The organism is Pseudomonas sp. FSL R10-1339 (genome assembly GCF_009600545.1).
Classification (GTDB): Bacteria; Pseudomonadota; Gammaproteobacteria; order Pseudomonadales; family Pseudomonadaceae; genus Aquipseudomonas; species Aquipseudomonas bubulae.
In genome coordinates, this window is the sequence record NZ_WIVQ01000001.1 from 225058 (window position 1) to 248968 (window position 23911).

The 23911-nt window shown below is 57.7% G+C and carries 17 protein-coding genes, 2 tRNA genes and 2 pseudogenes; 4 read left to right on the top strand and 17 right to left on the bottom strand.

Features of this window, described 5'->3' with window-relative positions; translation table 11 throughout:
- Nucleotides 1-4 precede the first annotated feature (4 nt).
- The 12 genes from GHO03_RS01150 to sctW form a co-directional block, all read right to left on the bottom strand.
- On the bottom strand, nt 5-3295 hold the full coding sequence (locus GHO03_RS01150) for an AvrE-family type 3 secretion system effector (RefSeq protein ID WP_256668336.1): 3291 nt from the start codon (nt 3293-3295) through the stop codon (nt 5-7).
- A 68-nt stretch (nt 3296-3363) separates the two neighbouring features.
- The gene (gene sctU, locus GHO03_RS01155; protein WP_153398885.1) at nt 3364-4461 is read right to left on the bottom strand and encodes a type III secretion system export apparatus subunit SctU; all 1098 of its coding nucleotides are present in this window, start codon (nt 4459-4461) and stop codon (nt 3364-3366) included.
- Nucleotides 4458-5255, bottom strand: coding sequence for a type III secretion system export apparatus subunit SctT (sctT, locus tag GHO03_RS01160; protein WP_153398888.1), 798 nt, complete (start codon nt 5253-5255; stop codon nt 4458-4460). Before sctT ends, sctU begins: the two co-directional genes overlap by 4 nt.
- Nucleotides 5256-5267: 12 nt before the next feature.
- Nucleotides 5268-5528 carry a type III secretion system export apparatus subunit SctS gene (gene sctS / locus GHO03_RS01165; protein ID WP_095003190.1) on the bottom strand — a complete coding sequence of 87 codons (261 nt, stop codon included), beginning with the start codon at nt 5526-5528 and terminating at the stop codon, nt 5268-5270.
- A gap of 7 nt (nt 5529-5535) precedes the next feature.
- Complete coding sequence (gene sctR / locus GHO03_RS01170) at nt 5536-6189, bottom strand: type III secretion system export apparatus subunit SctR (RefSeq protein WP_095003191.1); 654 nt, start codon at nt 6187-6189, stop codon at nt 5536-5538.
- Nucleotides 6186-7175 carry a FliM/FliN family flagellar motor switch protein gene (locus GHO03_RS01175; protein WP_095019663.1) on the bottom strand — a complete coding sequence of 330 codons (990 nt, stop codon included), beginning with the start codon at nt 7173-7175 and terminating at the stop codon, nt 6186-6188. The genes sctR and GHO03_RS01175 overlap by 4 nt, the downstream gene beginning before the upstream one ends.
- Nucleotides 7175-7561 carry a type III secretion system HrpP C-terminal domain-containing protein gene (locus tag GHO03_RS01180; RefSeq protein ID WP_178110282.1) on the bottom strand — a complete coding sequence of 129 codons (387 nt, stop codon included), beginning with the start codon at nt 7559-7561 and terminating at the stop codon, nt 7175-7177. Before GHO03_RS01180 ends, GHO03_RS01175 begins: the two co-directional genes overlap by 1 nt.
- Complete coding sequence (locus GHO03_RS01185) at nt 7540-7986, bottom strand: YscO family type III secretion system apparatus protein (protein ID WP_153398890.1); 447 nt, start codon at nt 7984-7986, stop codon at nt 7540-7542. The genes GHO03_RS01180 and GHO03_RS01185 overlap by 22 nt, the downstream gene beginning before the upstream one ends.
- Nucleotides 7973-9331, bottom strand: a complete 1359-nt coding sequence (locus tag GHO03_RS01190) for a FliI/YscN family ATPase (RefSeq protein ID WP_372241693.1) — start codon at nt 9329-9331, stop codon at nt 7973-7975. The genes GHO03_RS01185 and GHO03_RS01190 overlap by 14 nt, the downstream gene beginning before the upstream one ends.
- Nucleotides 9328-10284 carry an FHA domain-containing protein gene (locus GHO03_RS01195; RefSeq protein ID WP_256668338.1) on the bottom strand — a complete coding sequence of 319 codons (957 nt, stop codon included), beginning with the start codon at nt 10282-10284 and terminating at the stop codon, nt 9328-9330. The genes GHO03_RS01190 and GHO03_RS01195 overlap by 4 nt, the downstream gene beginning before the upstream one ends.
- A complete protein-coding gene (gene sctV, locus GHO03_RS01200; RefSeq protein ID WP_153398896.1) occupies nt 10281-12374 on the bottom strand; it encodes a type III secretion system export apparatus subunit SctV in 2094 nt (697 codons plus the stop codon). Before sctV ends, GHO03_RS01195 begins: the two co-directional genes overlap by 4 nt.
- Nucleotides 12371-13402 (bottom strand): type III secretion system gatekeeper subunit SctW, encoded by a 1032-nt coding sequence (gene sctW, locus GHO03_RS01205; RefSeq protein ID WP_153398899.1) that lies wholly within the window; start codon nt 13400-13402, stop codon nt 12371-12373. Before sctW ends, sctV begins: the two co-directional genes overlap by 4 nt.
- Nucleotides 13403-13732: 330 nt before the next feature.
- On the opposite strand from sctW, the gene GHO03_RS01210 reads away from it, so the two are divergent.
- Nucleotides 13733-14257 (top strand): RNA polymerase sigma factor, encoded by a 525-nt coding sequence (locus GHO03_RS01210; protein WP_095019668.1) that lies wholly within the window; start codon nt 13733-13735, stop codon nt 14255-14257.
- Between the two features lie 80 nt (nt 14258-14337).
- Here GHO03_RS01210 and GHO03_RS01215 read toward each other — a convergent pair whose 3' ends face one another.
- A complete protein-coding gene (locus GHO03_RS01215; protein ID WP_095003198.1) occupies nt 14338-15555 on the bottom strand; it encodes an MFS transporter in 1218 nt (405 codons plus the stop codon).
- Nucleotides 15556-15727: 172 nt separating this feature from the next.
- On the opposite strand from GHO03_RS01215, the gene GHO03_RS01220 reads away from it, so the two are divergent.
- A tRNA-Met gene (locus GHO03_RS01220) sits at nt 15728-15804 on the top strand.
- A gap of 352 nt (nt 15805-16156) precedes the next feature.
- Nucleotides 16157-17521, top strand: coding sequence for a glycosyltransferase family 39 protein (locus tag GHO03_RS01225; RefSeq protein WP_153398902.1), 1365 nt, complete (start codon nt 16157-16159; stop codon nt 17519-17521).
- Between the two features lie 75 nt (nt 17522-17596).
- Here the strand turns inward: GHO03_RS01225 and GHO03_RS01230 are convergent.
- The 4 genes and pseudogenes from GHO03_RS01230 to GHO03_RS01245 form a co-directional block, all read right to left on the bottom strand.
- Nucleotides 17597-17940: pseudogene (locus GHO03_RS01230) on the bottom strand (cupin).
- 156 nt (nt 17941-18096) lie between these two features.
- Nucleotides 18097-18172, bottom strand: a tRNA-Phe gene (locus GHO03_RS01235).
- Nucleotides 18173-18271: 99 nt separating this feature from the next.
- Nucleotides 18272-19672, bottom strand: coding sequence for an FAD-binding oxidoreductase (locus tag GHO03_RS01240; protein WP_153398905.1), 1401 nt, complete (start codon nt 19670-19672; stop codon nt 18272-18274).
- 102 nt (nt 19673-19774) lie between these two features.
- A pseudogene (locus GHO03_RS01245) lies at nt 19775-23029 on the bottom strand (response regulator).
- Nucleotides 23030-23310: 281 nt separating this feature from the next.
- Here GHO03_RS01245 and GHO03_RS01250 point away from each other — a divergent pair.
- The gene (locus GHO03_RS01250) at nt 23311-23892 is read left to right on the top strand and encodes a fimbrial protein (RefSeq protein WP_095019672.1); all 582 of its coding nucleotides are present in this window, start codon (nt 23311-23313) and stop codon (nt 23890-23892) included.
- The last annotated feature ends 19 nt before the right edge of the window (nt 23893-23911 follow it).

The window sequence follows — 23911 nt, forward strand, 5'->3', positions numbered from 1 at the left end:
TTGATCAACATGAAACAGTTGAAGCCCCCCCCCCCGCATTCACCATAGTACGTACCAGGCCACCAGGTGTATTCGAGGTTTCCGGCATCAACATGTGAAAGCGGGGCTGCACATGAGCGGAAACACTCAAGTCCAAAGCGTTTTTCGAGCTCGTGCCGCTCTTGTGATTGCTGCCAAGATCCAGCAAGTCGAAAACGTTCCCTTTCTCCCCGGTGAGGATGGCCATCATTGCGGGAAAATCTGCCTCCCTGATATCAAAGCTGACGCTTTGCTCGTTTTCATGCGTCAACGCCAATGTAGTCTCAGCCCCTACCCTGAGCCGGCCTTCGAGTGGCACCTCGGAGGGAAGCAACATGTTACCGACGCCTACAGAACCAGTGACGGTATGGCCAGTGCCCATATTGATGTCAACGCTGACCCCCTGATCGGTTCGAGTCAGCGTTATGCCGTTGGTATTGTCTCTTGAAACACCCCCTATGATTTCAAGCAACGGGACTGGAAGTAAGAACAGGGATGCCGATAAGGTTTTGCTCCGGCTCGATGCAACTGACTGGCCGCTTTCAGACTTTTGAATGCATTGCAGCAGAGCCTGCTTGACCGTCTCTTGTGGATTGAGCCCCAAGGTAGTGGTTATATGAAAATTGAGCGCTGATCCCGGGGTACCCAAGTCCCTGGCCAACAACTTGAAGTTGTTATAGAGCGTTTCTGCCTGCTTCAATCCATTGATGTTCTGCGATGTTTTCTTGTGTACCGGGCTGCTTTGATAGTCCTCTATCGCACTCTCCAGGCGGGCTGTTATTTCGGCCTGATCAGGCGCTTTACCCTCCAGCCGGTCGACCAGTTTGACCAGCCTGAAAAGTGTGCGGGCGTGCTGAATCAAATCGCTCTCGATCAGCCCGGTCGAATTGCTCAAATCACGTTTCAGGCCAGCGTCGTGCAACGACAAACAAACACCCTGTTTTTCGTAACTGCGCAGCAAGGCCGCTGTGATATCAGACTTTGAAGAGCCCATATTCTCGAAGGACTGGCGAATTCGGGACAGGTTGCTCGCTGAGCCTTCAGTGGGTTTGCCACTCGTTGTGGGCAGATAATCCGGGATCACACGGGCTCCCTTGATGTCGCCCAATCGCCTGGCCAATTGCACGCTGTACTCTTCTACCTGACTCATAAAACGCTTGAGTTTTGTGGCCAGGGCCTGGGTTGGCTTGCCCTCGCCCAGGCGGTCAAGGCGACTTGAAATATCCATCGTACGGGGTGTCACGCTCGCCAGCGTACGCAATAGCCCCTGCAGTTCCCGCACATCCGCGTAGAGGTCTGCCAGCCCGCGTCGCCCTTTAACATCATGCTGGATACCAAGGCCGATATTCTTGATCCCCTGAACAGGATGAAAATGGGCTAAAGCACTTTTAATAACCCCACGATCAACCGACAGGGCTTCAGTCTTGTGGCCAAAACAATCGGAGGTCACGGCCCAGGAGGTGCCGTTGTCCTGACTCTTCAACTCAGCGTTGCCCAACACCGTACCCAGTGATCTCGCGGGGGTGTTTGAGTGTGCCGTTAAAGGTTTCCATTGCGGGTCACCATCCGCTGAAACAATCAACTGCCGATAGTGTTCACCCCATCTTTTTTGTTGCGCATTGTTTTCACCCCAGCTGACGATCAATTGCTGACCTGCTCCCATACGCAACGACTTGACCGGCGCATTGTCCGGCACCGGCACGGGAGTCCAGGTGAGCGCTGAGGTGCAAGGGGTTTGCCAGTGAGCCTTGTCGAGCTTGAGCAGTTCGCCGGCGCCGGTCTGTGCATACAGATCTCCCTGACGGTCAAGTGCCAGCGCCACAAGCTCTTTAGGCCGGGTAAAGGTCAAGACCCTGGCCTTTCCGTTGACGTGGGCAATCAGCTTGTTTTCAGCATCAAGCGTTACAAATTGCCTGGCGTTATCGATAGCAAAACCGGTGATCTTTCGCTCGTTATTCTCAACCATGGCGCCACCAAGGTTGATATGGGCATGAGCATCATTAACAGGTGTCAGGTCATAACTGGCACCGCTGTACGCAGCATCCCGCGTTTTATGGATTGCCAGCGCTTTCAGCTCTGCACCTTGCAATACATAAGCGCGACCATCCAGGCCACGCTCCAGTCGCTCCACATTGTGGTGAGCGCTTTTATCCCATTGCTGTGAGCGCTCGTTCCAGCACAACAATGTGTTGCCCTCAAGCGCAACCTTGCCCCGCGGCCCAAGGTCCACACTACCGGCGAGTGTCTGCAGCCCTGGCTCGGGCAAACCTGTGTCGTTCACTCTGAGGATCACATCACTGAGGTTCCAGCCCGATGCCTGATCAGGGCCATGGCTCAAAGGGGTGCTGTGTAACTGGCGGCGGGAGTCGAGGACAAGGGCGTTGAGCCGGCCTTGATCATCATGCATAAAGCCCTTGATGCTGACTGCGCCCTGATGCAGCTGCTCAAGATTATCGAGTGGTTCAGGGCGCATGACCAATTGCCCGTCTTCGGCATTGCGCAGGTTCGCGCACAAAAACTCACCCTGAGGTGTCGAGGCGTACAGCACATCACCCGCCAGCCCCAGATGCGCCAGTTGCACCGGTTTACCCGACTCGTTGACGGGAACAAGACAAAGAGCAGCATCGGCTGTGTCGCGGCTGATTTTTAGCGTGAAACCCTCAAGGCTCGCCTGCGTTTTACCATCAATGCTCATGTCTGCGACCCCCTGCGGCACTTTCATCAGTTGCCCTTGAGCACTCAAGCCAATACGGCTGTATCGGGCCTCGTCCTTGTCGGGCAACCAACGAAGCGTCTGTGCTTCTAACCGGTACAGGCGTTGCTCGACCACACGAAACTGGCCGCCTTCGGCGGTTGTTTGCACACCGCTTATCTGCCCCAGATGGGCACGCCCGGGATTGATCGGGGGCGACGGGTAAAAACTCAGGGGAAGACTGCTTTTAAGTACTGCAGCGGCCGCAGGGGTGGACTGGATATGAAATACATTAAATTTGTCGTCCCTGATTCGCAGGTTCCGGGCAGGGCCTGCGTAAGTGGCATCTTGCTTGAACGGCCTGGACAACTGATTCAGTTGGGCGGCAATGTCCTGGCCCACATACGAGCCTTGGGTCACGACTTTTCCTTCAACCAGGCTGGCGCTGAATGCCAGAGAGGGCTGCTGATAATGACGAAAACCGGTCATTTGCACCGATTCGGTGGGGCCAGAAGTGTTCGGGGAGGCTGTGCCGCGCATTTCTGACGGCGCTGGCTTTGCGGGTTCAAAAAAATTGACGTCCATGACTGCTCAACTCTGACTGGCTGATGAAGAGTGAGTGACCATGTAATAGCGCCCGGTTCCTGCCCCGATCAGCGTTGCTCAAGTTCCGCCAACTCGATGACTTCACGGCGCTCGTCATCATCCAGTTCTCGCAGAGTGCGGTAGACCAGCGCAACCGCCTGCAGGGTCTCGCGGCTGATGCAATGCCCGGTCTCGATGCCATACAGCGTGCGAGCCAGCCACACACACTGAATCACCGGAACATCTGCTGCCCGTGCCCTGTCGATCATTCGCCGTGCCCGGGCATCAGCCCCCTTGGCAATCACGGTCGGCAAAGGCGTCTGTGGCGGCCGGTAGTACAGCGCCACGGCAAAATGCGTAGGGTTGATCAGCAGCATGTCGGCCTCTTCCAACGGCGGAGTCGGGGCCACAGGCTCTTCATGGGCCAGCTCCTGGGCCAGTGCCCTACGCAGCATCTTGGTATGAGGATCACCTTCCATGCCTTTGTACTCCTTGACCACTTCGACATGGGTCATGCGCATGCGCCGGGCAAAAAAATACCGCTGCAACGCCAGGTCAACCACTGCGAGCACCAGCAGCAGGCCAAGGCACACATGCAGCAAATGCCGGAACAAGGCGATCAGCGCGACGATATAGCCCGGCAAGCCAGCGTTGACCAACCCGATCAACGCCCCCAGGGAAGGCCCGATCACGCGGTAAAGCACCGCACAGATCAGCAGTGCCTTGATCAGGCCGGTGAGCAGGGTCAACAGTGACTGGGCCGAAAACATCTGCCGGGCCTGATTGACCGGGTTGAGCCGGTTGAAGTCCGGGATCAGGACTTCAGGGGCAAACAGAAAGCCGAATTGCAGCCAGCTGCTGATTAATTTCATCAAGACTGCAACGCCGGTCATCAGCAAGGCGAAGTCAAAAAACAGGTAACCCGCCTCGACGAACACGGTCTGCAGCGAATAACCAAAAGGTTGCCCGACCAGTGAAACGGGCAGCATCAGCAATTGGCCAAAACGCTGCAGGCTGTTCTGGGCCGTGATCAAGGCGACCTCACTGATAACCGCCAGCGTCAGCAGTTTGGCGATGTCCTGACTTTGCGCAACCTGGCCTTTTTTGCGCTGGTCCTGCAGTTTTTTCTGGCTGGCGTCATATTTCTTCTCACCCGAATCGCTCATGACTCACCTACTTTGAAGAGCTGGCCCAGTGCGTGCCCAAGATCCCCCAGCAGACTCATCCGGCCCACGATCAACTCCTCCAGTTGTGGTAGGTAGAGCAGCAGAAAGCCCAGCCCGGCCAGGCTTTTGGCCGGCATCGACAGCACAAACACCTGCAACTGCGGGCTGTAGAGGCTCAACAGGGCAACAGCGAATTCGATCAATAACAACAGCGCAATAAAGGGCGCGGCGTAGAGCACCAGATGCGTGAAGGTATCGCCGAGCAAAGAAAGAAACACGGCAAAACCATCCGCAGCAATGGTCGGTAACCAGAGCGTGGGGGGCCAGATCAGGTAGCTGTCCCAGATCACCCGGGTCAAGCTGCCCAGCCCGAGAGTGACCATCAGCACAAAAATGCTCAGTTGCTTGAACAGGTGCCCGACAGGTGTGGCATCCGCCCCCAGCGAAGGGTTGAGCTGCCCGCCGATCAGGGCACCACGCTGGTTATCGAGCAAAGCCCCTACCGACTCGAACAGCCAGAACGGCATGGACAGCAGCATGCCCAGCAAAAAGCCCAACATGGCCTCTTTGAGCATCAGACCGCTGAGCGCCAGCAGGGTGTAATTCACGCCCGACAAGGCGTGATAAATACCCGGAGCAGGTATCAGGGCCAGCGCAAAAACGATGACATGCCGGGGCATGCCGCGCACATGTTCGAAGCAGAATGCCGGGATCAGAAAAAAACAGGGATACAGGCGCGCCATCGCAATGGCGAGGCTGGGCAGGTATTCGAGAAACGCAATTTGTGGGGCCATCGGGTGTTCCCTCTACAGCGCCGAGCGGGCGACCATGTCAAAGGTGAGGTTGATCAATTGAATCAGTTCAACCCCGATCCAGCGCCCCGTCAGCGCCAACGTGACGCCCACTGCAACCAGTTTGATGCCGAAGGGCAGCGTCTGGTCCTGTACCTGCATCAGCGCCTGCACCAGCGAGGTCAGCACACCCACCGCTACAGCCACGATCAGCGGTGGCGCAGACAGCACCACCACCAGCAGCATGCCCTGCTTGAACAGCAAAATCGGCTCCATGGACGCCTCACAGATAGGACAGGAACAGACTGTCGAGCAGACGTGTCCAACCCGAAACCAGCACAAACAGCAACAGCTTGAGCGGCAATGAAAGGGTCATGGGCGAGACCATCTGCATGCCCAGCGCCAACAACAGGTTCGAGACGATCAGGTCGATCACGATAAAGGGGATGTAAATCAGAAAACCGATTTCAAACCCTGCCTGTAGCTGCGACAGCACAAATGCCGGTACCAGCAGGATAAGGTCGTCACGCTTGACCTCTTGCGCCAGTTGCGCAGGCCATAGACGCGCAGTGTTATCCAGCAGATGGGTCAGCACATCGGGAGCAGTGTTGCGTGCCATAAAGGCCCGCAAGGGCTTTACCGCCTCCTCCCCGCTCTCCTGCAAGGCTTGCACACTGCTCATATCCAGCGGCGTCTGCTTGAGGGCCTGGGCGGTTTCATACCCCACCGGTGCCATGACAAACATCGTTGCAGCCAGGGCAACTCCATAAAGGGCCATGCTCGGCGGCACCTGCTGCACACCAATGGCGTTGCGGGTAATCATCAACACAATGCAGATTTTCAGGAAGGCGGTGCACACCATCAGCAGCATGGGCATCAGTGACAGGCCGCCGAGAAACAGCGCCAGCAGAAAGGGATCGATCCCTTGAACGGTCATTGCGAAAAACTGATGCGCGACAGTTGCAGGCCAAGGCGCCCCTCAACCTCCACCAACTGCCCGTGACCGATCGGCCGGTCGCCGTAATACAACCCGGCCATGCCCGTGTCATAGCCCTCGATGCTCAACACCATGCCGGGGGCCAACTGGCGCAGCTCACCCAGGCTCAACTTGAGTGCGCCACAGCGCACGCTCAGCTCTACCTGCAAGGTTTCAAACGGCTCATTGCCTTTATGCCGTTCAACGTCCGTACCCGCAAACATCACCTCTTCCACAGCCGACTCCTCGAGAGCACACACGGTCAGGCAGCGACGCCCGCCTTCATCATCAATTTGCGATGTGATCCGCCACCGCCCAATCCTCAACTGCCCCACGCCATCACCGCTGAACAACAGGCGCTCCGGCACCAGCACGTCGCCTGGTCGTACCCTGCGCAACTGCTCAACCGTCAACGGCAGATAGCCAAGCACCACGGGCACAGGCACGGCAAAGCAATCGGGCAACGGCGCCTTGACTGCCTGCCATTGCCCCGCCTCGCAAAGCGCCAACAGGCTGTGGGCCGCCAGCATCAATCGGCCGACACTTCGCGATGGGCCCAGCACTACACTGAGGCAGCACTCGAATGCGCCCACCTGCCTGTCGGCAAGGGGCCGCAGATAGCCAAAAAGCGCCCTCAACTGCGCACTCATGCGCTGCTCAAAGTGCGCCCAAAACCATGACTGGGGATCGTTGCCGGTCTCGGCCAGCACCACCGGGCACTCGCCAAACAGGCTAAGCAAGGGCCCTGCATCACTGAGCGTAAAGACCCCGCAGCGGCTCTCGAACGAGACACACGCACCACCCCCTGGCGCCCGCCCCGGTTCCAGCAAAAGCTCACCGGGCTCGCCTGCGACCTGAAATGAATAGCGCAGGCCACGACCCAACCGCCAACAGGCCTGGACCGTGGTTGCGTCCAGCTGTGGCAAGGTGATCGGCGCTACCGTCATCACTGGCACTCCTGCAGTAACCGGATCCTGACGACCTGCCCCAAGGCACGGGCCAGACGCCGTTGACAGGGTTGCTGCTGACGGGCGAGCCATTGTCGGGTGGCGGATTGCTGCGCCTTTAAAATGATCAGCCAGCCATGATGTTCATAACGGGCGCTGACACTGACCCGCCCGCAATGTGCCAGATGCAGCACAAATTGCACTGGCCATGGCCCTGCCCCCGTTGCACGGGGCATCAGTGCCTCGGACAACACCTGTGCCAAGCCCCTATCCGCGCCTGCCAGGCTGTCTGCAAACAGTTTGCAGTCGGCTGCGCGCGCCGGGGCGGCAGGCTGATACCGGGCCAATGGCAACGGCACCGGGTTTACTCCTGATGACTCAGCCATCCCGCCTCCTCTGCCAGCAACATCGACCATTCCAGAAGTTTTTCGACCTTTCTCTGGCATTCACCCGCGTACTGGCGGGCACTCTCGACATGGATTGCAACCACGCGCTGCTGCTCGAGCAGCGCTTGCAAGGCACTTGCCTGTTGCGCTGTTTGAGCCGCCCACTGGCGCTGTGACTCGTCCCAGCCCGACAGGGTCCTGGGCGACACCACCTGCCCCTGATAGCGGCCGGTCAGTTCGGCTTGCTGCCGGTTTTCGTTTTGCCTGGCCTGCTCAACCGCCGAACGGGCCTGCTCAATGTTCAGGCCAAGGGCTCGCAGCTCCATACGTTTGATGTGCAACAAACGCTCAGCCCGATCGGCCCGATGTTGGCGCAGGCGCCGCAAGGGCTCTGTGGCAGGCGGGCGGTTTTCAGAAGGGCACATGGGCAGTCAACTCGCTCAAGTGCTCCAGGGTTTCCTGAAACGTTGCAGGCTCGCGCAAGTCCTGACGCAAAAAGGCCTCCACACGCTGGCGGCTCTCGACGGCCAGGTCGGTCAGGGCATCGTTGCCCGCCTGGTACTCACCCAGCCTGAGCAGCAGTTCGATCTGCTGATGCGCGCTCAGCAATCGCCTGAATGCGGCCATGTTTTGCATATGTTCTGGCGCAGCCACATTGCTCAGGATCCGTGACAGGCTGCCCAGCACATCTATCGCCGGATAGTGACCGCGCTCTGCCAGTTTGCGGGACAACACAATGTGCCCGTCCAGCAAGGATCGAACTTCATCGGCTACCGGATCGCCCATGGAGTCCTGCTCGATGAGTACGGTATAGATCGCGGTGATAGACCCCTCGCGAGTCAGGCCTGCGCGCTCGACCAAACGTGGCAACAGGCTGTAAACCGAGGGCGGCAACCCGCCTCTGCCCAAGGGTTCGCCAGCGGCCAGACCGATTTCCCGCTGAGCGCGGGCAAAGCGCGTCAATGAGTCGATCAACAATAAAACCCGCCGGCCTTTGCGTCGGAAACCTTCGGCCAGAGCAGTTGCGGTAAAAGCTGCCCGCGCACGCTCCATACTTGTGCGATCAGAGGTTGCGCACACCAGCACGGCTTTGCCCCGCAGCCCCTCATCCAGCTCATGGTCAAGAAACTCACGCAACTCGCGACCGCGCTCACCAACCAGGCCAAACACGATCACATCGCACTCGACGTTGCGGGCGATTTCGGCCAGCAGGGTGGTCTTGCCACAACCGGCACCGGCAAACAGCCCGACCCGCTGGCCCTCACCCAGGGTCAACAACCCGTCAATGGCCCGTACCCCTGTTGGCAAAGCGCGACCGATGCGCGGCCTCTGAGTGGCCAAGGGGGCTTCGCATACAACTGCATTGGCCTCCTCACAAGGCCGCCAGGCGAAGCCCCCCCCGTCGCCCCCGGCAAGCGATCGGCCAAACCCGTCGAGCACTTGCCCCAGCAGATCATTGCCGACGCGAACCTGATGCACAGCCCCCAAGCGTTCAACGGCCGCTCCTGCGCTTATACCTTCGAGGCTCGCCAAAGCACTGAGGGTGGCGTCCTGCTGATCACAGGCGATGACCTCTGCCAGTATCCATGCGTTGCTCCCTGCCTGAACCCGGCACAGCTCGCCAATGCGGGCCTGGGGCAGGCAGCATTGCAGCAGCATGCCATTGATCCGCAGGAGCCGACCGCTCAGGGTTACCGGTGAAAAACCCGCCAGGTGCGTGAACTGGCGTTGCCGCCAGCGCTCAAGGCGCTCAGCAATCGTGCCGTTCACCAGCTCACCTCATAGCGCTGCGCGCCTTCAAACAGCACTCGGCGGTTGTCGATCGCAGTCAGGCGCACACCCTGCGCTTCGTCACCAAAAAACAGCCGACGCCCGTCTTCCAGTACAACATGGGCCTTTTGGCCACCGATTATCTGGACGATCCTGAAGGGCAGTGCCGTGCTGATTTCCTGGACCTGATTAATGATCGCAACCGGCGTTTCAAACTGCGCCTCGAAGCGATCGAGCATCCGCGAGACCAGTGCCAGCGAGTCTTTGCCGACATCACCGCCCAGGATGATTTGCTCATCAACCACCTGCAGCCGGATGGCGTTGTCCAGATCACGCTCGATCAACATCTTGAGTAATTGCTGATGGACCTGATGCGTTGTTGCAAGCTGACGCCTGTCACTGACAGCCAATGGCTTCGGAGAAAGTGCCTGTGCCGTGTTTGAAGGCTGACAGGCCTGTGCCGCCAATATCAGCACCGACACGCTCAGGGCCAGCGCCAGCCACTTGCCAGGGCGGCGCGCAGGCACCATGCCCGAGCGCGCGGGGGCCGTTTCGCTCTGCACCCTGGTTACTTCTGCCGGCTCATCCACCCAGGCACTTTGCGTATTGGCGATGCACAAGCGTATCCCGCCAATGGCAAACGCCTTACCCGCAGCCAGATCGGCAATCTGTGCCCGGGCAGTGCCGGTTTCATCCTGCAAGAGACCTTCCTGCGCCTGCACTGTCCAGCGCCCGTCCACACAGTGCAACCGGGCATGCCTGGCTTCAACGCCAGGGTCGTACAACTCCAGGTCGGCATCTTGATGGGCACCGATGCTCCAGCACTCACCGAACAAAGGCAGTGCAGCCCCCTCATGCAAACCGCTCAGCACTCGCAACTCGAACAGCTGGCCAGGCTGCTGCAAATCGAACACCACGGTTGCGCCATCAGGTAAGCCATGCCCCGGACTCAAGACACGGCCTCGCGCAGCACACCGTCGAATTGCAGATCAAGACGCCCGAGCACCTTGACCTTGGCCGAGCCGGTCAACTCGGCGAAAGACATGACCGGCACATGGTTGAATTCATCGAACAACAGCGTGCGCAACGGGCTGCGCAGATCCTGCGCCACCAGCAATACGCTTGCGTCGCACTTGCGCGGTGCAAAAGCCTCCTTGAGCAGCGCCACAAGTTGCGTACTGTGCTCATTGTCCAGGGCAAAGAACACGCCCGCTTGGGTTTGGCGCAATGCCTCACGAAAAAGGTTTTCGCTATGGGCAGACAACAGCCAGGCATGCAGACCGTCAGCCTGACTGTACAGATGATAGATCTGCGACTTCAGGGCAATCCGCGCATAGTCCGCCAGCGCTGACACTTCGCGCTCGTGCTGGCCATGTTCGGTCAGCACTTCGACAATCAGGCGTACCGCCCGCAGGGGTACGCCTTCACTGGCCAGGCGCTGCAGAACGGCAGAGAACCGGGACAGCGGCATGATCCGCTGCAACTCTTGAACCAGCTCAGGCTGGGTTTGCTCAAGCCAGCCGAGAATCGACTTGCTCTCCTGCAACCCCAAAAATTGCGGCCCGCTGATCATCATGGCTTGACGCATGCGCTCAACAATCAAGGCATGGGCACTGAACGACTCGACGCCCTCCCGGGCCAGCAGCGGATCACCGGGGTTCAGCCATAGCCAGTCCCGTTCATCTCTTTGCTCGCTGCCTCTGAGAGCACTCTGAGGAGCATCCGTGACACTGTCCCGTGCCACGGCCCGTCGTTCATCAAAAGTCGCCTTGAGCGTGGGCACTTCGTGAACACAAAAGCGAAACTCATCCTCGGGCAGCATGTCGCTGTATTCGATTTCAAAACTGGGAAGTGTCACCCCGATACGGGTGACGATACTGTTGCGCACCTGACGAATCCCGTGAATCAGCCGCTCAGTAAGCTCCAGGCTTTGATGGGCACTGGCGAACTGCAACAGATAGGGGCGTGTCGGATCAAACACTCTCAGATCTTCGTTGCCGTTGTGTTCAGGGGCCACCTGCACTGCTTGCGCCGGCTCCAACGCCTCAGCCTTGCGGCTTCGCGACCACCAGTAAAAACCCGGCGCAAACGTACACAGGGCAATCAAGCCAAACACCGGGGCGGGCATTCCCGGCAGGGCGGCGAAGGCCAGCATGGCCGCCGATGCGATCATCCAGCTCTTGGGTTCACGGGTTATCTGCTGGCCGATTTGTGCCCCGACATGGCTGCCTGGCGATTGGTCGTCGGGGGCGACACGGATGATGATCATCCCCGCGGTCAAGGCAATCAACAGCGCCGGAATTTGCGCGATCAGACCATCACCGATGGTTAATACCGAATACAGCGTGATGGCCTCGCCAGCACTCATCCCGTGTTGCACTACCCCCGTGGAAAACCCGCCGAGGATATTGATCAGCACAATCACCAGGCCTGCGATGGCGTCTCCTTTGACAAACTTCATGGCGCCGTCCATGGCACCGAACATCTGGCTTTCCCGGGACAACTGGTCACGCTTGTATCGGGCCTGTGCACCATCGATCAACCCGCCACGCAGGTCACTGTCGATGGACATCTGCTTGCCCGGCAGCGCATCCAGGCTAAAGCGCGCCGCCACTTCAGCGACACGTTCCGAACCCTTGGTAATCACCAGGAAATTGACGATGGTGATGATCAGAAAAATCACCAGCCCCACCGCCAGATTCCCCCCCACCACAAAGTTGCCAAAGGCCTCGACGATCTCGCCCGCATCCTGCTCCAGCAGGATCAGGCGGGTCGTGGCAATCGACAACGCCAGACGAAACATCGTGGTCAGCAGCAAAAGTGCAGGAAATGTGGAAAATGCCAAAGGGTTGGGCAGATAAAGCGCCAGCACGATCAACAGGCTGGCCAGGCACATATTGAGCGCGATCAGCACATCCACCAGCCAGGTCGGCAAGGGCACGATAAAGATAAAAACAATGCCCAGCACCGCCACGGCCCCGAGCACTTCGCCCGGGCTTGCCACATTGCCAGGGCCTTTACTGAGCCATTTGACGAGTCTCATCGAATCGGTCTCGTCAGCCCTGCCGACAGCTGGACGATACCTTCGCTCTGAGTGTGTTCACCCATCAGGCTCAAAAAAGACTGCAATGCGTCCTGACGGCTTGCAGGGTCACTCCAAACGGCCAACGGGAGACGCTGAATCAACGGATAAACTTGATTGAGCAAGACCAGTTGACTGGAAAGGTTTTCGCCACCCAACTCACGACTCAGGCTTTGCACCTCATCGCTATCGATGCCCGTGCCCGCATACCCCAGCAGACGTTGCAACAGGGAGACTGGCGACAGTTCGGCCTGCCGTTCGCGGGATGACAATCGCTCAATAAACCACCGGCAACTGTGCAAAAGGCTGCTCAACTGGGTGCAGCCTTGAAGCCCGCTCAACAGAGTACGCAGCCTGATGCTCGGCACCGAGGGCCGGTGGGCGGCGATATCATCCGCCAGCGCGCGCGCCATCACGCGCAACCCGTCGTTGACCCTCTCTTCATCGAATAAAGCCAGCAAGGCCTGGATAATGCTCGGCAGTGATTGTTTGCGCACCACACTGGAGTAATACAGCGTGCGAACAGCCTGGCGCAGCGCGGCATCGCCTTCGGCTGCTGCCAGCGCCAGCGCAATATTCAGGCCCGCCTGAATTTGCCGGTCATAGCGGGTATGCAACTGTGCCTGAACCTTCTGCACCCGCTCGATATCACCTTCACGCCCTTGTGCCCGGGCCTGAGCAACCATGTACTGCAAGACAACACTGGTGCGGGCCGGGTCGTCGCCGGTCAACGCCAGCAAGGCTTCGACCCCTGAGTCTGACGCCAGTGCCAGACGAACGTGCCGGGTCCGCAGCCCCAGGCTGAGCTGAGCGGGATGCCCCAGTTGCTCATAGAGCTCGTTTAACTGCTGGATACCCTCAACCTTCTGCACCCGGTTATCTACCGTGCGCAGCACGCGCTGAGCCAATGCCTTGCTGCTGCTTTCGGCTTTCTGGCTGAACAACATGCCAACCTCTTCAGCGGCACTTTGCGCAGAAGACTGGGGCATCTGCCCCCCAACGCTCCGAGAAGAGAGCAGGATCTGCGCGGTGTCGTTTCGCCCTTCAACTTTCATAGCGCTGCCAAGTCAGGAGGTTTCATTGACCTGTGTGGTTGATCACAGGCAAGCGGTTCCCTGGCAGTAGCATTGGCATGTTTTTGAAAAAACTGGCGCACGCACAAGGTCCGCTACGCAAGATCCGGCACAACCGCGCCTGTTAAAAACCTGTAAAGCTCATATAAATCAGATGGCTATATTCGATCCGCAAATTGGCACAGGCGATGCTTGGGAGGTCCTTGTCGAAACCATTTTCGATAGCACTCACCCTGAGGATAAAAAATGGATCACCTTGATAAGGCTTCCCCCCCTGCCCCTGACTTTCTGGATCTGTCGACTGAACTTCAAAAAAAACTTAAAGCGTTTATCCACAAGCGCGTACTGAACCCCGAAGATGCAGAGGATATTTTTCAGTTGACCTGCCTGGAGGCGTGGCGCAGCAAAGCACGCTTCAACGGCCAGGCAACGCTCAGCACATGGATGTGCGGCATTGCCCAGAACCTCATTCGCAATCATTTTCGTCGGTTGCACGCAAGGCCGGTGCATTGCGAGTTCGACGAGACGCAGTGCCATGAGCAGGACCACAGCCCCGACCTGTATGGTCAATTTGAGACTCACCGCAGGCTTGAGCTCACGCTGATTGCCTTCAACCGGCTGCCCATCGAAATGCGCGACACGTTGTATGCATCGGTGCAAAGCGGCAGCAGTTATCGCGACACCGCCAGCGCTCTGGAAATCCCTATAGGGACAGTTCGTTCACGCATCTCGCGAGCTCGCGAACAACTCAAGATGGCCACCCACTGCTAGTGCCCGCCACGGATGCTCAGAGGGGTCCATGATTGAGGGCACGCCCGGAGCAAGGCCAGGGAATGGCCCCCACTACAGACTCAGACTTTTTTCGTTCGCGGCAGCAAAATCGCCAGCACGCCGAACAACGGCAGGTAAGAGCACAGGGTGTACACATACTCGATGCCATGAATGTCCGCCAAATGCCCGAGCAAGGCCGCACCAATCCCGCCAAAACCAAACATCAGGCCGAAGAAGATACCGGCAATCATCCCCACATTGCCCGGCACCAGCTCCTGGGCATACACCACAATGGCCGAGAATGCCGAGGCCAGGATAAAGCCGATGATCACGCTGAGCACACTGGTCCAGAACAGGTCGGCATAGGGCAGCAGCAAGGTAAACGGCGCCACCCCGAGAATTGAAAACCAGATCACCGCCTTGCGGCCAATACGGTCACCGATGGGGCCGCCAAAGAACGTGCCCGCCGCAACTGCGCCCAGGAACAGGAACAGGTACAACTGCGAGGTGGACACGGACACGTCGAACTTTTCGATCAGAAAGAAGGTGTAGTAGCTGGTCAGACTCGCCATGTAGAAGTACTTGGAGAACACCAGCAAGCCGAGCACCGCCAGGGCACCGAGTACCCGCTGCTTCGACAACCCATGAGTCGCCTGCTGCCCGGCCTTGAGCTTGAACAGATTCAAATGGTTGCGGTACCAGCGACTGATGACATACAGCAGCCCAACGGCGAACAGGGCAAACAGGCCGAACCAGGCCACGTTACCCTGACCGAAGGGAATGATGATGGCCGCAGCCAACAACGGGCCAAAGGCCGAGCCGGCATTGCCACCTACCTGGAAGGTCGATTGCGCAAGCCCGTAGCGCCCGCCCGAAGCAAGCCTCGCTACACGGGAAGCTTCGGGGTGAAACGTAGAAGAGCCAATACCCACCAGGGCGGCGGCCAGCAAAATCAGCGGAAAACTGCCGACCTGAGACAACATCAAAATCCCGATCAGGGTGCAAACCATCCCGGCAGGCAACAAAAGCGGATTGGGATGACGGTCGGTGTAGTAACCCACCCACGGCTGCAATAGCGAAGCGGTCATCTGAAACGTCAGGGTTATCAGTCCGATCTGAGTAAAGGTCAGGTCATATTTGGCCTTGAGCATCGGATAGATCGACGGCAGTACGGCCTGGATCAGGTCATTGATCAGATGCGCCAGGGCCACGGCGCCGATAATGCGCATGACCAATGGGCTTGACTGAGGGGCTGGAGGGGACGCGATTGTAGTTGTTTGAGCGTTGCTAAGAGCCATTTGGGTTTCCGTACGACAGGTGAATGCGCGCTTGCAGATCCGTCAATGTGCCATTCTTTTACAAGATCTTTCCATGCAAACGCCGTAAAACCTTAAGCAATTGATAGAACGAAGATTTTTTTTAGATATTTGCTTGACACACCCCCCGTACGAGGGAATAATGCGCGCCATCGGCTACATAGCTCAGTTGGTTAGAGCATAGCATTCATAATGCTGGGGTCCGGGGTTCAAGTCCCTGTGTAGCCACCAAACGCTTGTTTACAGAAGTCTCCATGAGTCTGCAGACAGTACAAGAAGCCCGCCTAGTGCGGGCTTTCTTGTGTCTGGGGGTTTCTTATTGTCTCCTCCCAAATCTCCCCGTCGCATCCTGCGAGCCCTCGGCCAATAACCTGGCAACTGCGTCCAGAAATCGCCTCCCCCCCCCTTACGTCATGACCGATCCGGATCAGTCTGCTTCACACCTGTTCGCAGCCCATGATCTGAAATGGACAGGTAGCCCCACTATTCCCTGACACTTTTAATATAATAAATATTTACTTTTTAAATCTGGGTTACCTAAAAAAAACAATGCTAGCCTGCGCGTTTTTGGAGAGCCGCTTATATGAAGGCACTTAAAGACGTCACTTTTAAATACCCCTGCTCCGTTATTTTTATAATGTCTTTTTTCCTATTTGCCGCCCTGCAATACAGGCCCGCAGTGCTCAACTACACAACACGCTTCGTCGACTTCGCCCACTATATGTTCCAGAACGGATTGACGCTTTTTCCAATCTCTGATGACCTGCAGCCCTATCCCGACTACACAGTGACCCATACGCTCCTCGTTTATCTGATTTCACTGCCATTTGGCCAAGTATCCCTTCTCTCACTGGCGACGCCTTTTTGTATTGCTGCCGCCTTGACACTGGTATTCATATACAAGCTGGGTGAACGGCAGGAAAAGAAATGGGGCGCATATGGTGTTGTGTTCGCGCTATTCACCTGGTCATTTCTGGACGGCGTAAACTCCTTATCAATGGATATATACCCTGCACTTTTTACCGTGATATGTTTTTATCTGGCCTGTGCAGGAGACGAGCATAAACAAACATCCCGATTGCTGCTTATACTCGCAGCCCTGGCGCTGGGCTTTGCATTCCGTGGCCCTGTTGGCCTGATCGTCCCAGCCAGTGTAGTCGCCTCTTATTACCTGCTGAGCCGGCAATGGCGCAGGCTCGTTGTGTTCTGCCTGCTCGCCGGCCTGGTCCTGGGCGCTGCCCTTTTGCTGCTGATAGCGGCTGCCTACGCACAAGGTGGACATGCTTTCTTGCAGGAGGTATTGGTCAAGCAAGGGCTGGGGCGGTTTGACAGTAACCAGGCACCTCGTTATTACTTCTACTTCTCTGCCGGCTTGCTGACCTACGGTGTAACCGTTTTTATTGCCTTGAACGTCATCATCAGAAAGAGCAAAGATTTTTTTGCACCGTCGCCTCTACCGTCGACAAGCATGCTCTTGTATCTCTCGGCCTGGTTTCTTGTCGTGGTCGTACTGCTGACAATTCCAAGTGCCAAGAAAGCGCGTTACATACTTTCAATCACACCCGCGATTTCCTTGTTAGCGGCCTATATCTTTGTAGATCGAAGCCAACGATTCGCCAATACCAGAGACAAACTGCTGAAGTTCTGCTTGAGGCTGCCCGTTATTGGCCTCGGGATACTTCTGTTTGTATTTATTTATAGTCACTTTGCGGCGTCCCCTGTTCAACCGAACTACCTCGGTGCAATGACGGGCTTGATTATTCTTGCCGCCGCTCGGCCCTGGATGGAGTCACGCCTTTATTCACATCCACATCGCGAGTTTTTGACATTCTCTTTTGGGGCGGCGGCTTTTCTCGTACTGGACATGTTTTTCTTTAACGCCATTACCTACCATCTGGAATTGGCCAATGAACCGACCCCCAAGTTCCTGCCTTATTGGTTTTGGTGACGCGCGCGCTCACAACGTCACCCATTACGGATTCCGCTCGAATGAGCGGCTATCAAGCAGCCGCCTGATGCGGGCTTATTCTTGCCTGACGATATCGACTGAAATCTCCACCGCCTCAATCACTCCCCGGTTTTCAAGCCAGTGCGTGGTGTGCCTGTCTTCAGGCCAGCCCACACCCGGGCCATACTCCGTGGCGATACCATTTCTATGGTCAGTAATAACGCCGTGAAGGATATAGACGGTGCCAGGCCTGTCTGTATGGTTGTGAACCGGCCCGAAAACGCCCCCGGCTCAATCGTCACCTTACGCATGCGAAGCTGGCGCCCTGCCATTCCCTCGATCTCGAGGCCAAGGTCGATGGTGGCCAGCAACGTGACCGTAACGCCTTTAGTCTCGGGTACTGCCTGTTCATTGCTCATCGCACCCACCTCTTCAAAAGACAAAGCCTTATTGAAAGTAAACACCCTGAAAGGCGTAACGAGTGACGAGGCGACAAAGGGATAGGCAGAACAGATTTGCTCCACCCGAAAACAAAAAACCCCCGAAGCCATAAGGCATCAGGGGTTTTGCTGTTGTGGTGCCCAGAGACGGAATCGAACCGCCGACACGGGGATTTTCAATCCCCTGCTCTACCGACTGAGCTATCTGGGCAAGGCGGCAATTAAACGTGTTTTACCGTCGGGGCGTCAAGCACGAAATAAAAAAAAGACCAATGATTACCTGCGCTTACATCACCGCCCAGGCCTGATATCACCCCTGGGGCAGGATTTTCCCCGGGTTCATCAGCCCAAGAGGGTCGAGAGCCTGCTTGACCAGGTGCATGACACCCAGTGCGGCGCCATGCTCCAGGGGCATGAACTTTATCTTTCCCGAACCAATGCCATGCTCTCCGGTGCAAGTGCCCTCAAGGGCAATGGCGCGCTCGACAACCCGCTCATTGAGCGCTTCGGCTTCAACCAGTTCTGCGGCATTGCCCGGGTCGACCACCATCCCCAGGTGAAAGTTGCCATCCCCGACATGCCCGACCATGCCTACGAAAAATGAAACCCTGGCCACATCTTCAGCCGTTTCGGCAATGCACCGGGTCAGCGCCGAAATCGGTACGCAGACATCCGTACTCCAGATCCGACCATTCGGCCGCATGGACTGCATTGCATAGTGGACACTGTGCCGGGCACGCCACAGGGCATTGCGCGCATCAGCATCGCCAGCCGCCTGAAAACCCAATGCACCATTGCTTTCAACAATCTCCCGGGTCAGTTCCACCTGCTCCGCCACACTGGCCGGGGAACCGGCGAACTCGAAAAACAGCGTCGGCGTTTCAACCAGGCCCATGTGCGAGAAACGGTTGACCGCCTGCACCGTGCGCGCATCGAGCAATTCGACCCGTGACACTGGAATGCCATATTGAATGATCGACACCACCGAACTGACCGCCGCCGCTATCGTCGGGAAGGTACACACCGCCGCGCAGGTGGTTTCCGGAATACCGTAAAGGCGCAGGGTGACTTCGGTGATGATCCCCAGCGTGCCTTCCGAGCCGACAAACAAGCGCGTGAGGTCGTAGCCAGCGGATGATTTTCGCGCCCGTCCACCGGTCTTTATCACCTGGCCGTCAGCCAGCACCACGGTCAGGTTCAACACGTTTTCGCGCATGGTCCCGTAACGCACCGCATTGGTCCCTGAAGCGCGGGTCGCTGCCATGCCCCCCAGGGTACTTTCACCGCCCGGGTCGACCGGAAAGAACAGCCCGGTGGCACGCAGTTCGGCATTCAGCTGCATGCGGGTTACCCCGGCCTCCACAGTGACATCCAGATCATCCGGGCGCACGGCGATGATTCGCTGCATGCGGCTCAGGTCGATACAGACCCCGCCCCGGGTAGCGCCTACATGGCCTTCCAGTGAAGTGCCACCACCAAAGGCAATGATCGGCACTCGCTGCGCTGCGCAGAGTTTGACGATGGCCGCCACCTCGGCCGTGGACTCGGCGTAACACACCGCGTCCGGCGGCAAGGTCGGGTGGTATGACTCACCTCGGCCATGTTGCTCGCACTCGGCTCGGCCAGTGCTCAGGCGCTCACCGAGCAGCTCGCGCAGGGCATCGAGCAGGGTGGGCATGGGAGAAGCGTGAAATGCAGGGTTAGAGGCCATGGAAACGTCCATATTATTGTTGGGAGGGACGATTCCAAGGTACAACAAACGGCCACTGTGATCACCGGCAGATCCGCAAGCCCGCTGAACGTGGCCGTAACGTTACTGGCTGCCGGGATATAACGCCCCGTCAACCAGCCTCGCGACCACCCTGCGCAAACGTTCGAGCAACACCTCATTGGCCGCGACCGAGACCGGGTTCAAGGGCTCACGCAACAAGGCAATTTCGCACTGATTGCAGGCCTCAGCCAAATTGACAGCGCCCACCGTGGCAAAAGAACCGTGCATCCGGTGCACATAACTGATCAGTTTCGAGGTATTGCCCTGCTGCAACGCCAGCTGAGCCTGCGCCAGATCCTCCTGCATGGTGGCGATAAACAGCCGATGCATGGCTGGCGACAGGCTGATCCAGTCTTGCAGATCATCCGTCTGCAGGGGTGCATCGGGGGCATCATGGACGCCAACAGGCAGCTCGGCAGGCGCTGCGCACAAGGCGGACAAGGTCTGGCGTAATGTGGTCAGGCTCAGGGGCTTGACCAGCCATACATTCATTCCCGCTTCCAGGCAGCGCTCCCCTTCTTCACGCAGGGCATTGGCGGTCACACCAATAATCGGCACCCGCGGGTCAAGCTCACGCAAGCGGCGCGTCAGCTGATAGCCATCGAGTCTGGGCATATTGACGTCGGTGATCAGCAGATCAAATGACGCTTCCTTCCAGCGCGACAGGGCCTGCTGCCCGTCGTCTGCCAACGTAACCCGGGCCCCCAGGGCCTCCAGCTGCTCCCTGAGGATCTCCTGGTTGACGGGATTGTCCTCGGCGACCAGGACATTCAACTCCAGCTTTGCGGCATAGGGCACCACACTGGCGGACGCCTGGGGGACAGCCCCATGGGCGATCTGCATCAGCGTTCTGCCAATGGCGCGAATATCATAGGCATTGACCTCCCAGCCACGGGCAGTTCTTTGCGGCTGGCTGCCCCCCGACTCGGTCGCCAGCAGCCGCTCACCTTGCCAGGGCACTGTCAGCGGTTGGTCAGGGTCCAGATCCAGCAGGATTGCAGGGTAGTCGGGAGGAAGCGCTGCCGGCATAACCTGGGCGCGAGCGCCCCAATGGTTTAACCAGTCTGCCAGGATCTGCCCTATATCATTGCGCGCAGCGCGCACGTAAACACGGACCCCCTCAAGGTCGATATCGGCACAACTACCCAGTGAGCCGGCGATAACCGGTAAGCTCATATGCAACGAAAAGCTGCTGCCAAGCCCCGGTTCACTGACCACCCGCAAATTCGCGCCCATCATCTCGCTCAAGCTCGCACAAATGGACAGGCCCAGCCCCGCACCGCCTGCACGTTCGCTGCCACCCACCTGGGAAAAGGGCTTGAACAGGCGCGTCAGTTGCCCTTCGCTGATCCCCACGCCGGTATCGGAAACCTGCCACTGCAACGCGGCCTGCCCTTGTTCGATGCCTATCACCTTGAGCCTGAAGACAACCCAGCCGGTGTCGGTGAACTTGATTGCGTTACTCAGCAAATTATTGATGATTTGCCGAATACGTACCGCATCGCCACTCAACAATGGCGGCAACTGCGCGTCGGCACAGGCAAAAATCTTCAAGCCCTTATTGCTCGCCGCGGCTGAATAACTGCGCACACAGTCTTCAAACAAGTCCAGCGGACAGAAGGACTTGGCCTCGACAGCCATTTGCCCGGACTCGATCTTGGAGACGTCCAGCACATCACTGATCAACTGAAACAACACCGTAGACGACCGCTGAATGGTCTGCAGGTATTCACGCTGGCGCTCATTCAGAGACGTAAGGCCCAGCAGTTCAAGATTGCCCAGTACCCCGTATAGAGGCGTACGAATTTCATGGCTCATGGTTGCCAGAAACAGAGTTTTGGCTTTGCTCGCTTCGTCAGCCGAACGCCGCTCCTGCTCCATCAGGTTGGCGTCATCCACATGCCGGGTGACGTCGTTGAAACCACAGAGCACCACGTTCTTGCCCTTGTAACGGGTAAAGACAAAACAGGCCTGCAGATAGCGCCCCGCGACTTCCAACTGGACCTCTCCCAGTTCGTGCTCACCATAATCGCGCTTCAGCAGGGCAATCAGTTCAGGGGTACCCTGCCACTCATGCGCCCTCTGGTTTTCCAGCAGGATCTCTCCCGTGCTGCGCTCGACCACGCACAACCCCACGGGTGCGCTGTCGAGCATGGCCCGATTGAATTCTTCGCTCTCGGCCAGGGACTGGCTGGCACGCTGGGCAGGTTCGATGATTTGCTTGCGGTACCAGCGGTTGAAGCGCCAGCCGATCAGCCCAAACAATACCAGCAGGCCCGCCGCGCCGGCCAAAGGCCATTTGGCATAGCCAAAGAAGTTCTGATAACTGATCGCGTACAACCCGACCCAGGGCGTGGCCCCGCCCGAACTCAGCTTGAAGCGCAGACCATCGCGGGTAATGCTCAAGCCCAGGGGCAGATCCTCGACATCCCCGGCGTCCCCCAGCAATACATCGCCGGCAGGCGAGATCAGGGTCAAACGGCTGTTGGTGGGGTGCATCAGCAAGCGCTCCAGATCACCGATATCGCTGACGTCCAGTAACGCGTTCAGGATCACCAGGTCATTGGCTTCAGCCCCAGGTGGCATGAAGTTGCGTGACAGATTCAGCCCGACGGCGCCGACAATGTACTTGCGCTTTTGAATCAGGTCCTGCGGAGCTTTTATCCAGATCAGCTCATCACTGCCAAGGGCATGGCGATGCACCATAAGTTCATCGTACAAACGTTTGGTCACATCGAAAAAGTTGCTTTTGAGCAACAGGGGGAACTGCCGCGTGCCCTCAATACCGGGCACCGCAATAGTGAATTGATCGCTGGGGGAAAAAACAAATACCTGCGGCGCCACATAGTGGGAATCGGACCAGTAAGCCGTGAAAAGGTCGGTCAACTGCACACCGAGCGAGTAGACGCCCTGCATTTCGGCATGGGTGAACTTGTCTCGCTGGCTCACCGTAAAGGGCAATGACTTGGCCGTGTCACGGTTCTGGAACAAGCGCTCATCGCCCTGACGGATCAGTACCTCGTGCTAGTGCGGTTGGCTATCTATCAGCAGGTTTTCATTAGCCTGACTGTAGCTTTGAACGGCAATACGCAAAAAGGTCTCATGCTCATGAATGCTTTCCATCAGCCGCGCGAAATGAAAATCCGTCTTCTCGCCCTCCTCCTTCAGCACTCGATTAACCGCCCAATAGCTCATGCTCACCAGCAGCAGGGCAAACCCAGTGAGCAGGAGCAATAGTTTGTTAAGTCTGAGTGAGCTCAGTGCCAGCGCACCGAGACGTACCTTAGCTTGCTTCATGATTTAGCGCCGTCGATGACCTGGGAGGAAATAGGCAAGCCTGTTGCTAGCCAAAGGGTTACACATTGCACTATCCGCCAGCCCCCACTGCGCTCGCCACGAGCCTTGCGCCGCCACTTCTGCGCCCTCGAAATGGCCTGAGCAAGCCGAACAGGAATTGTCTGATGGGGATTCTCCTCTGGCAATTGCATCCTTTGCATCACCTGCCGCGGCGAGCCGTTGGCAGGGGGGGCATTAAATAATGGAAATCACACATCATTGGTTTGTAGAGGGCTTCTCTCATGTTTCATAAATTTGGCAAATACACCGCGCTTTGTGGCTCTTCGCTGCTGATCGTAATGGCTGCTGCTACCGCTCAAGCGGCTGATGGTCAGGTTGAATTCACCGGCACTATCAACGACAACGCATGCACCATCAACAGCGAAAGCGTTAAAAAAGCGGTTGATATGGGCCAGGTCCGTATTGCCGACTTCCCTAACACTGTAGGGGCTGTCGCCACTGCTGGCGCCACACCATTTTCGATCTCGCTGGAAAACTGCAGCGGCTCGACCCTGAAAAACGCCTCCATCAAATTCAGCGGCCAACAAGCTGGCACTGATGCAACCGTGCTGGGCATGACCGGTGACAACCAGGTACCCGGCGTTGGTATCCAGATCAACGACGCGCGCACCGGTAACAAGTTGCCACTTAACACGGCCAGCAACGATTACGTTCTGCGTCCGCAGTCCAACACCTTCGACTTCACCGCATCCTATGTTCGCCTGGTTGCCGACACCGCAGCTTCGGGTGAGACCCCGGGTGTGCGTGGCATCGGCACCGGTAAAGTCAATGCATTGGCCAGTTTCGACGTTACCTACAAGTAATTTATGCATTTAACGAAGA

Bases quoted from the DNA above. Each gene is read 5' to 3' on its own strand.
- sctR (WP_095003191.1), bottom strand. From the start codon at position 6,189: ATGACCGTTCAAGGGATCGATCCCTTTCTGCTGGCGCTGTTTCTCGGC.
- GHO03_RS01175 (WP_095019663.1), bottom strand. From the start codon at position 7,175: ATGACGGTAGCGCCGATCACCTTGCCACAGCTGGACGCAACCACGGTC.
- GHO03_RS01185 (WP_153398890.1), bottom strand. From the start codon at position 7,986: ATGTGCCCTTCTGAAAACCGCCCGCCTGCCACAGAGCCCTTGCGGCGC.
- GHO03_RS01225 (WP_153398902.1), top strand. From the start codon at position 16,157: ATGAAGGCACTTAAAGACGTCACTTTTAAATACCCCTGCTCCGTTATT.
- sctU (WP_153398885.1), bottom strand. From the start codon at position 4,461: ATGAGCGATTCGGGTGAGAAGAAATATGACGCCAGCCAGAAAAAACTG.
- GHO03_RS01215 (WP_095003198.1), bottom strand. From the start codon at position 15,555: ATGGCTCTTAGCAACGCTCAAACAACTACAATCGCGTCCCCTCCAGCC.
- sctT (WP_153398888.1), bottom strand. From the start codon at position 5,255: ATGGCCCCACAAATTGCGTTTCTCGAATACCTGCCCAGCCTCGCCATT.
- GHO03_RS01180 (WP_178110282.1), bottom strand. From the start codon at position 7,561: ATGGCTGAGTCATCAGGAGTAAACCCGGTGCCGTTGCCATTGGCCCGG.
- GHO03_RS01150 (WP_256668336.1), bottom strand. From the start codon at position 3,295: ATGGACGTCAATTTTTTTGAACCCGCAAAGCCAGCGCCGTCAGAAATG.
- sctS (WP_095003190.1), bottom strand. From the start codon at position 5,528: ATGGAGCCGATTTTGCTGTTCAAGCAGGGCATGCTGCTGGTGGTGGTG.
- GHO03_RS01240 (WP_153398905.1), bottom strand. From the start codon at position 19,672: ATGGCCTCTAACCCTGCATTTCACGCTTCTCCCATGCCCACCCTGCTC.
- GHO03_RS01250 (WP_095019672.1), top strand. From the start codon at position 23,311: ATGTTTCATAAATTTGGCAAATACACCGCGCTTTGTGGCTCTTCGCTG.
- sctV (WP_153398896.1), bottom strand. From the start codon at position 12,374: ATGAGACTCGTCAAATGGCTCAGTAAAGGCCCTGGCAATGTGGCAAGC.
- sctW (WP_153398899.1), bottom strand. From the start codon at position 13,402: ATGCCCCAGTCTTCTGCGCAAAGTGCCGCTGAAGAGGTTGGCATGTTG.
- GHO03_RS01210 (WP_095019668.1), top strand. From the start codon at position 13,733: ATGGATCACCTTGATAAGGCTTCCCCCCCTGCCCCTGACTTTCTGGAT.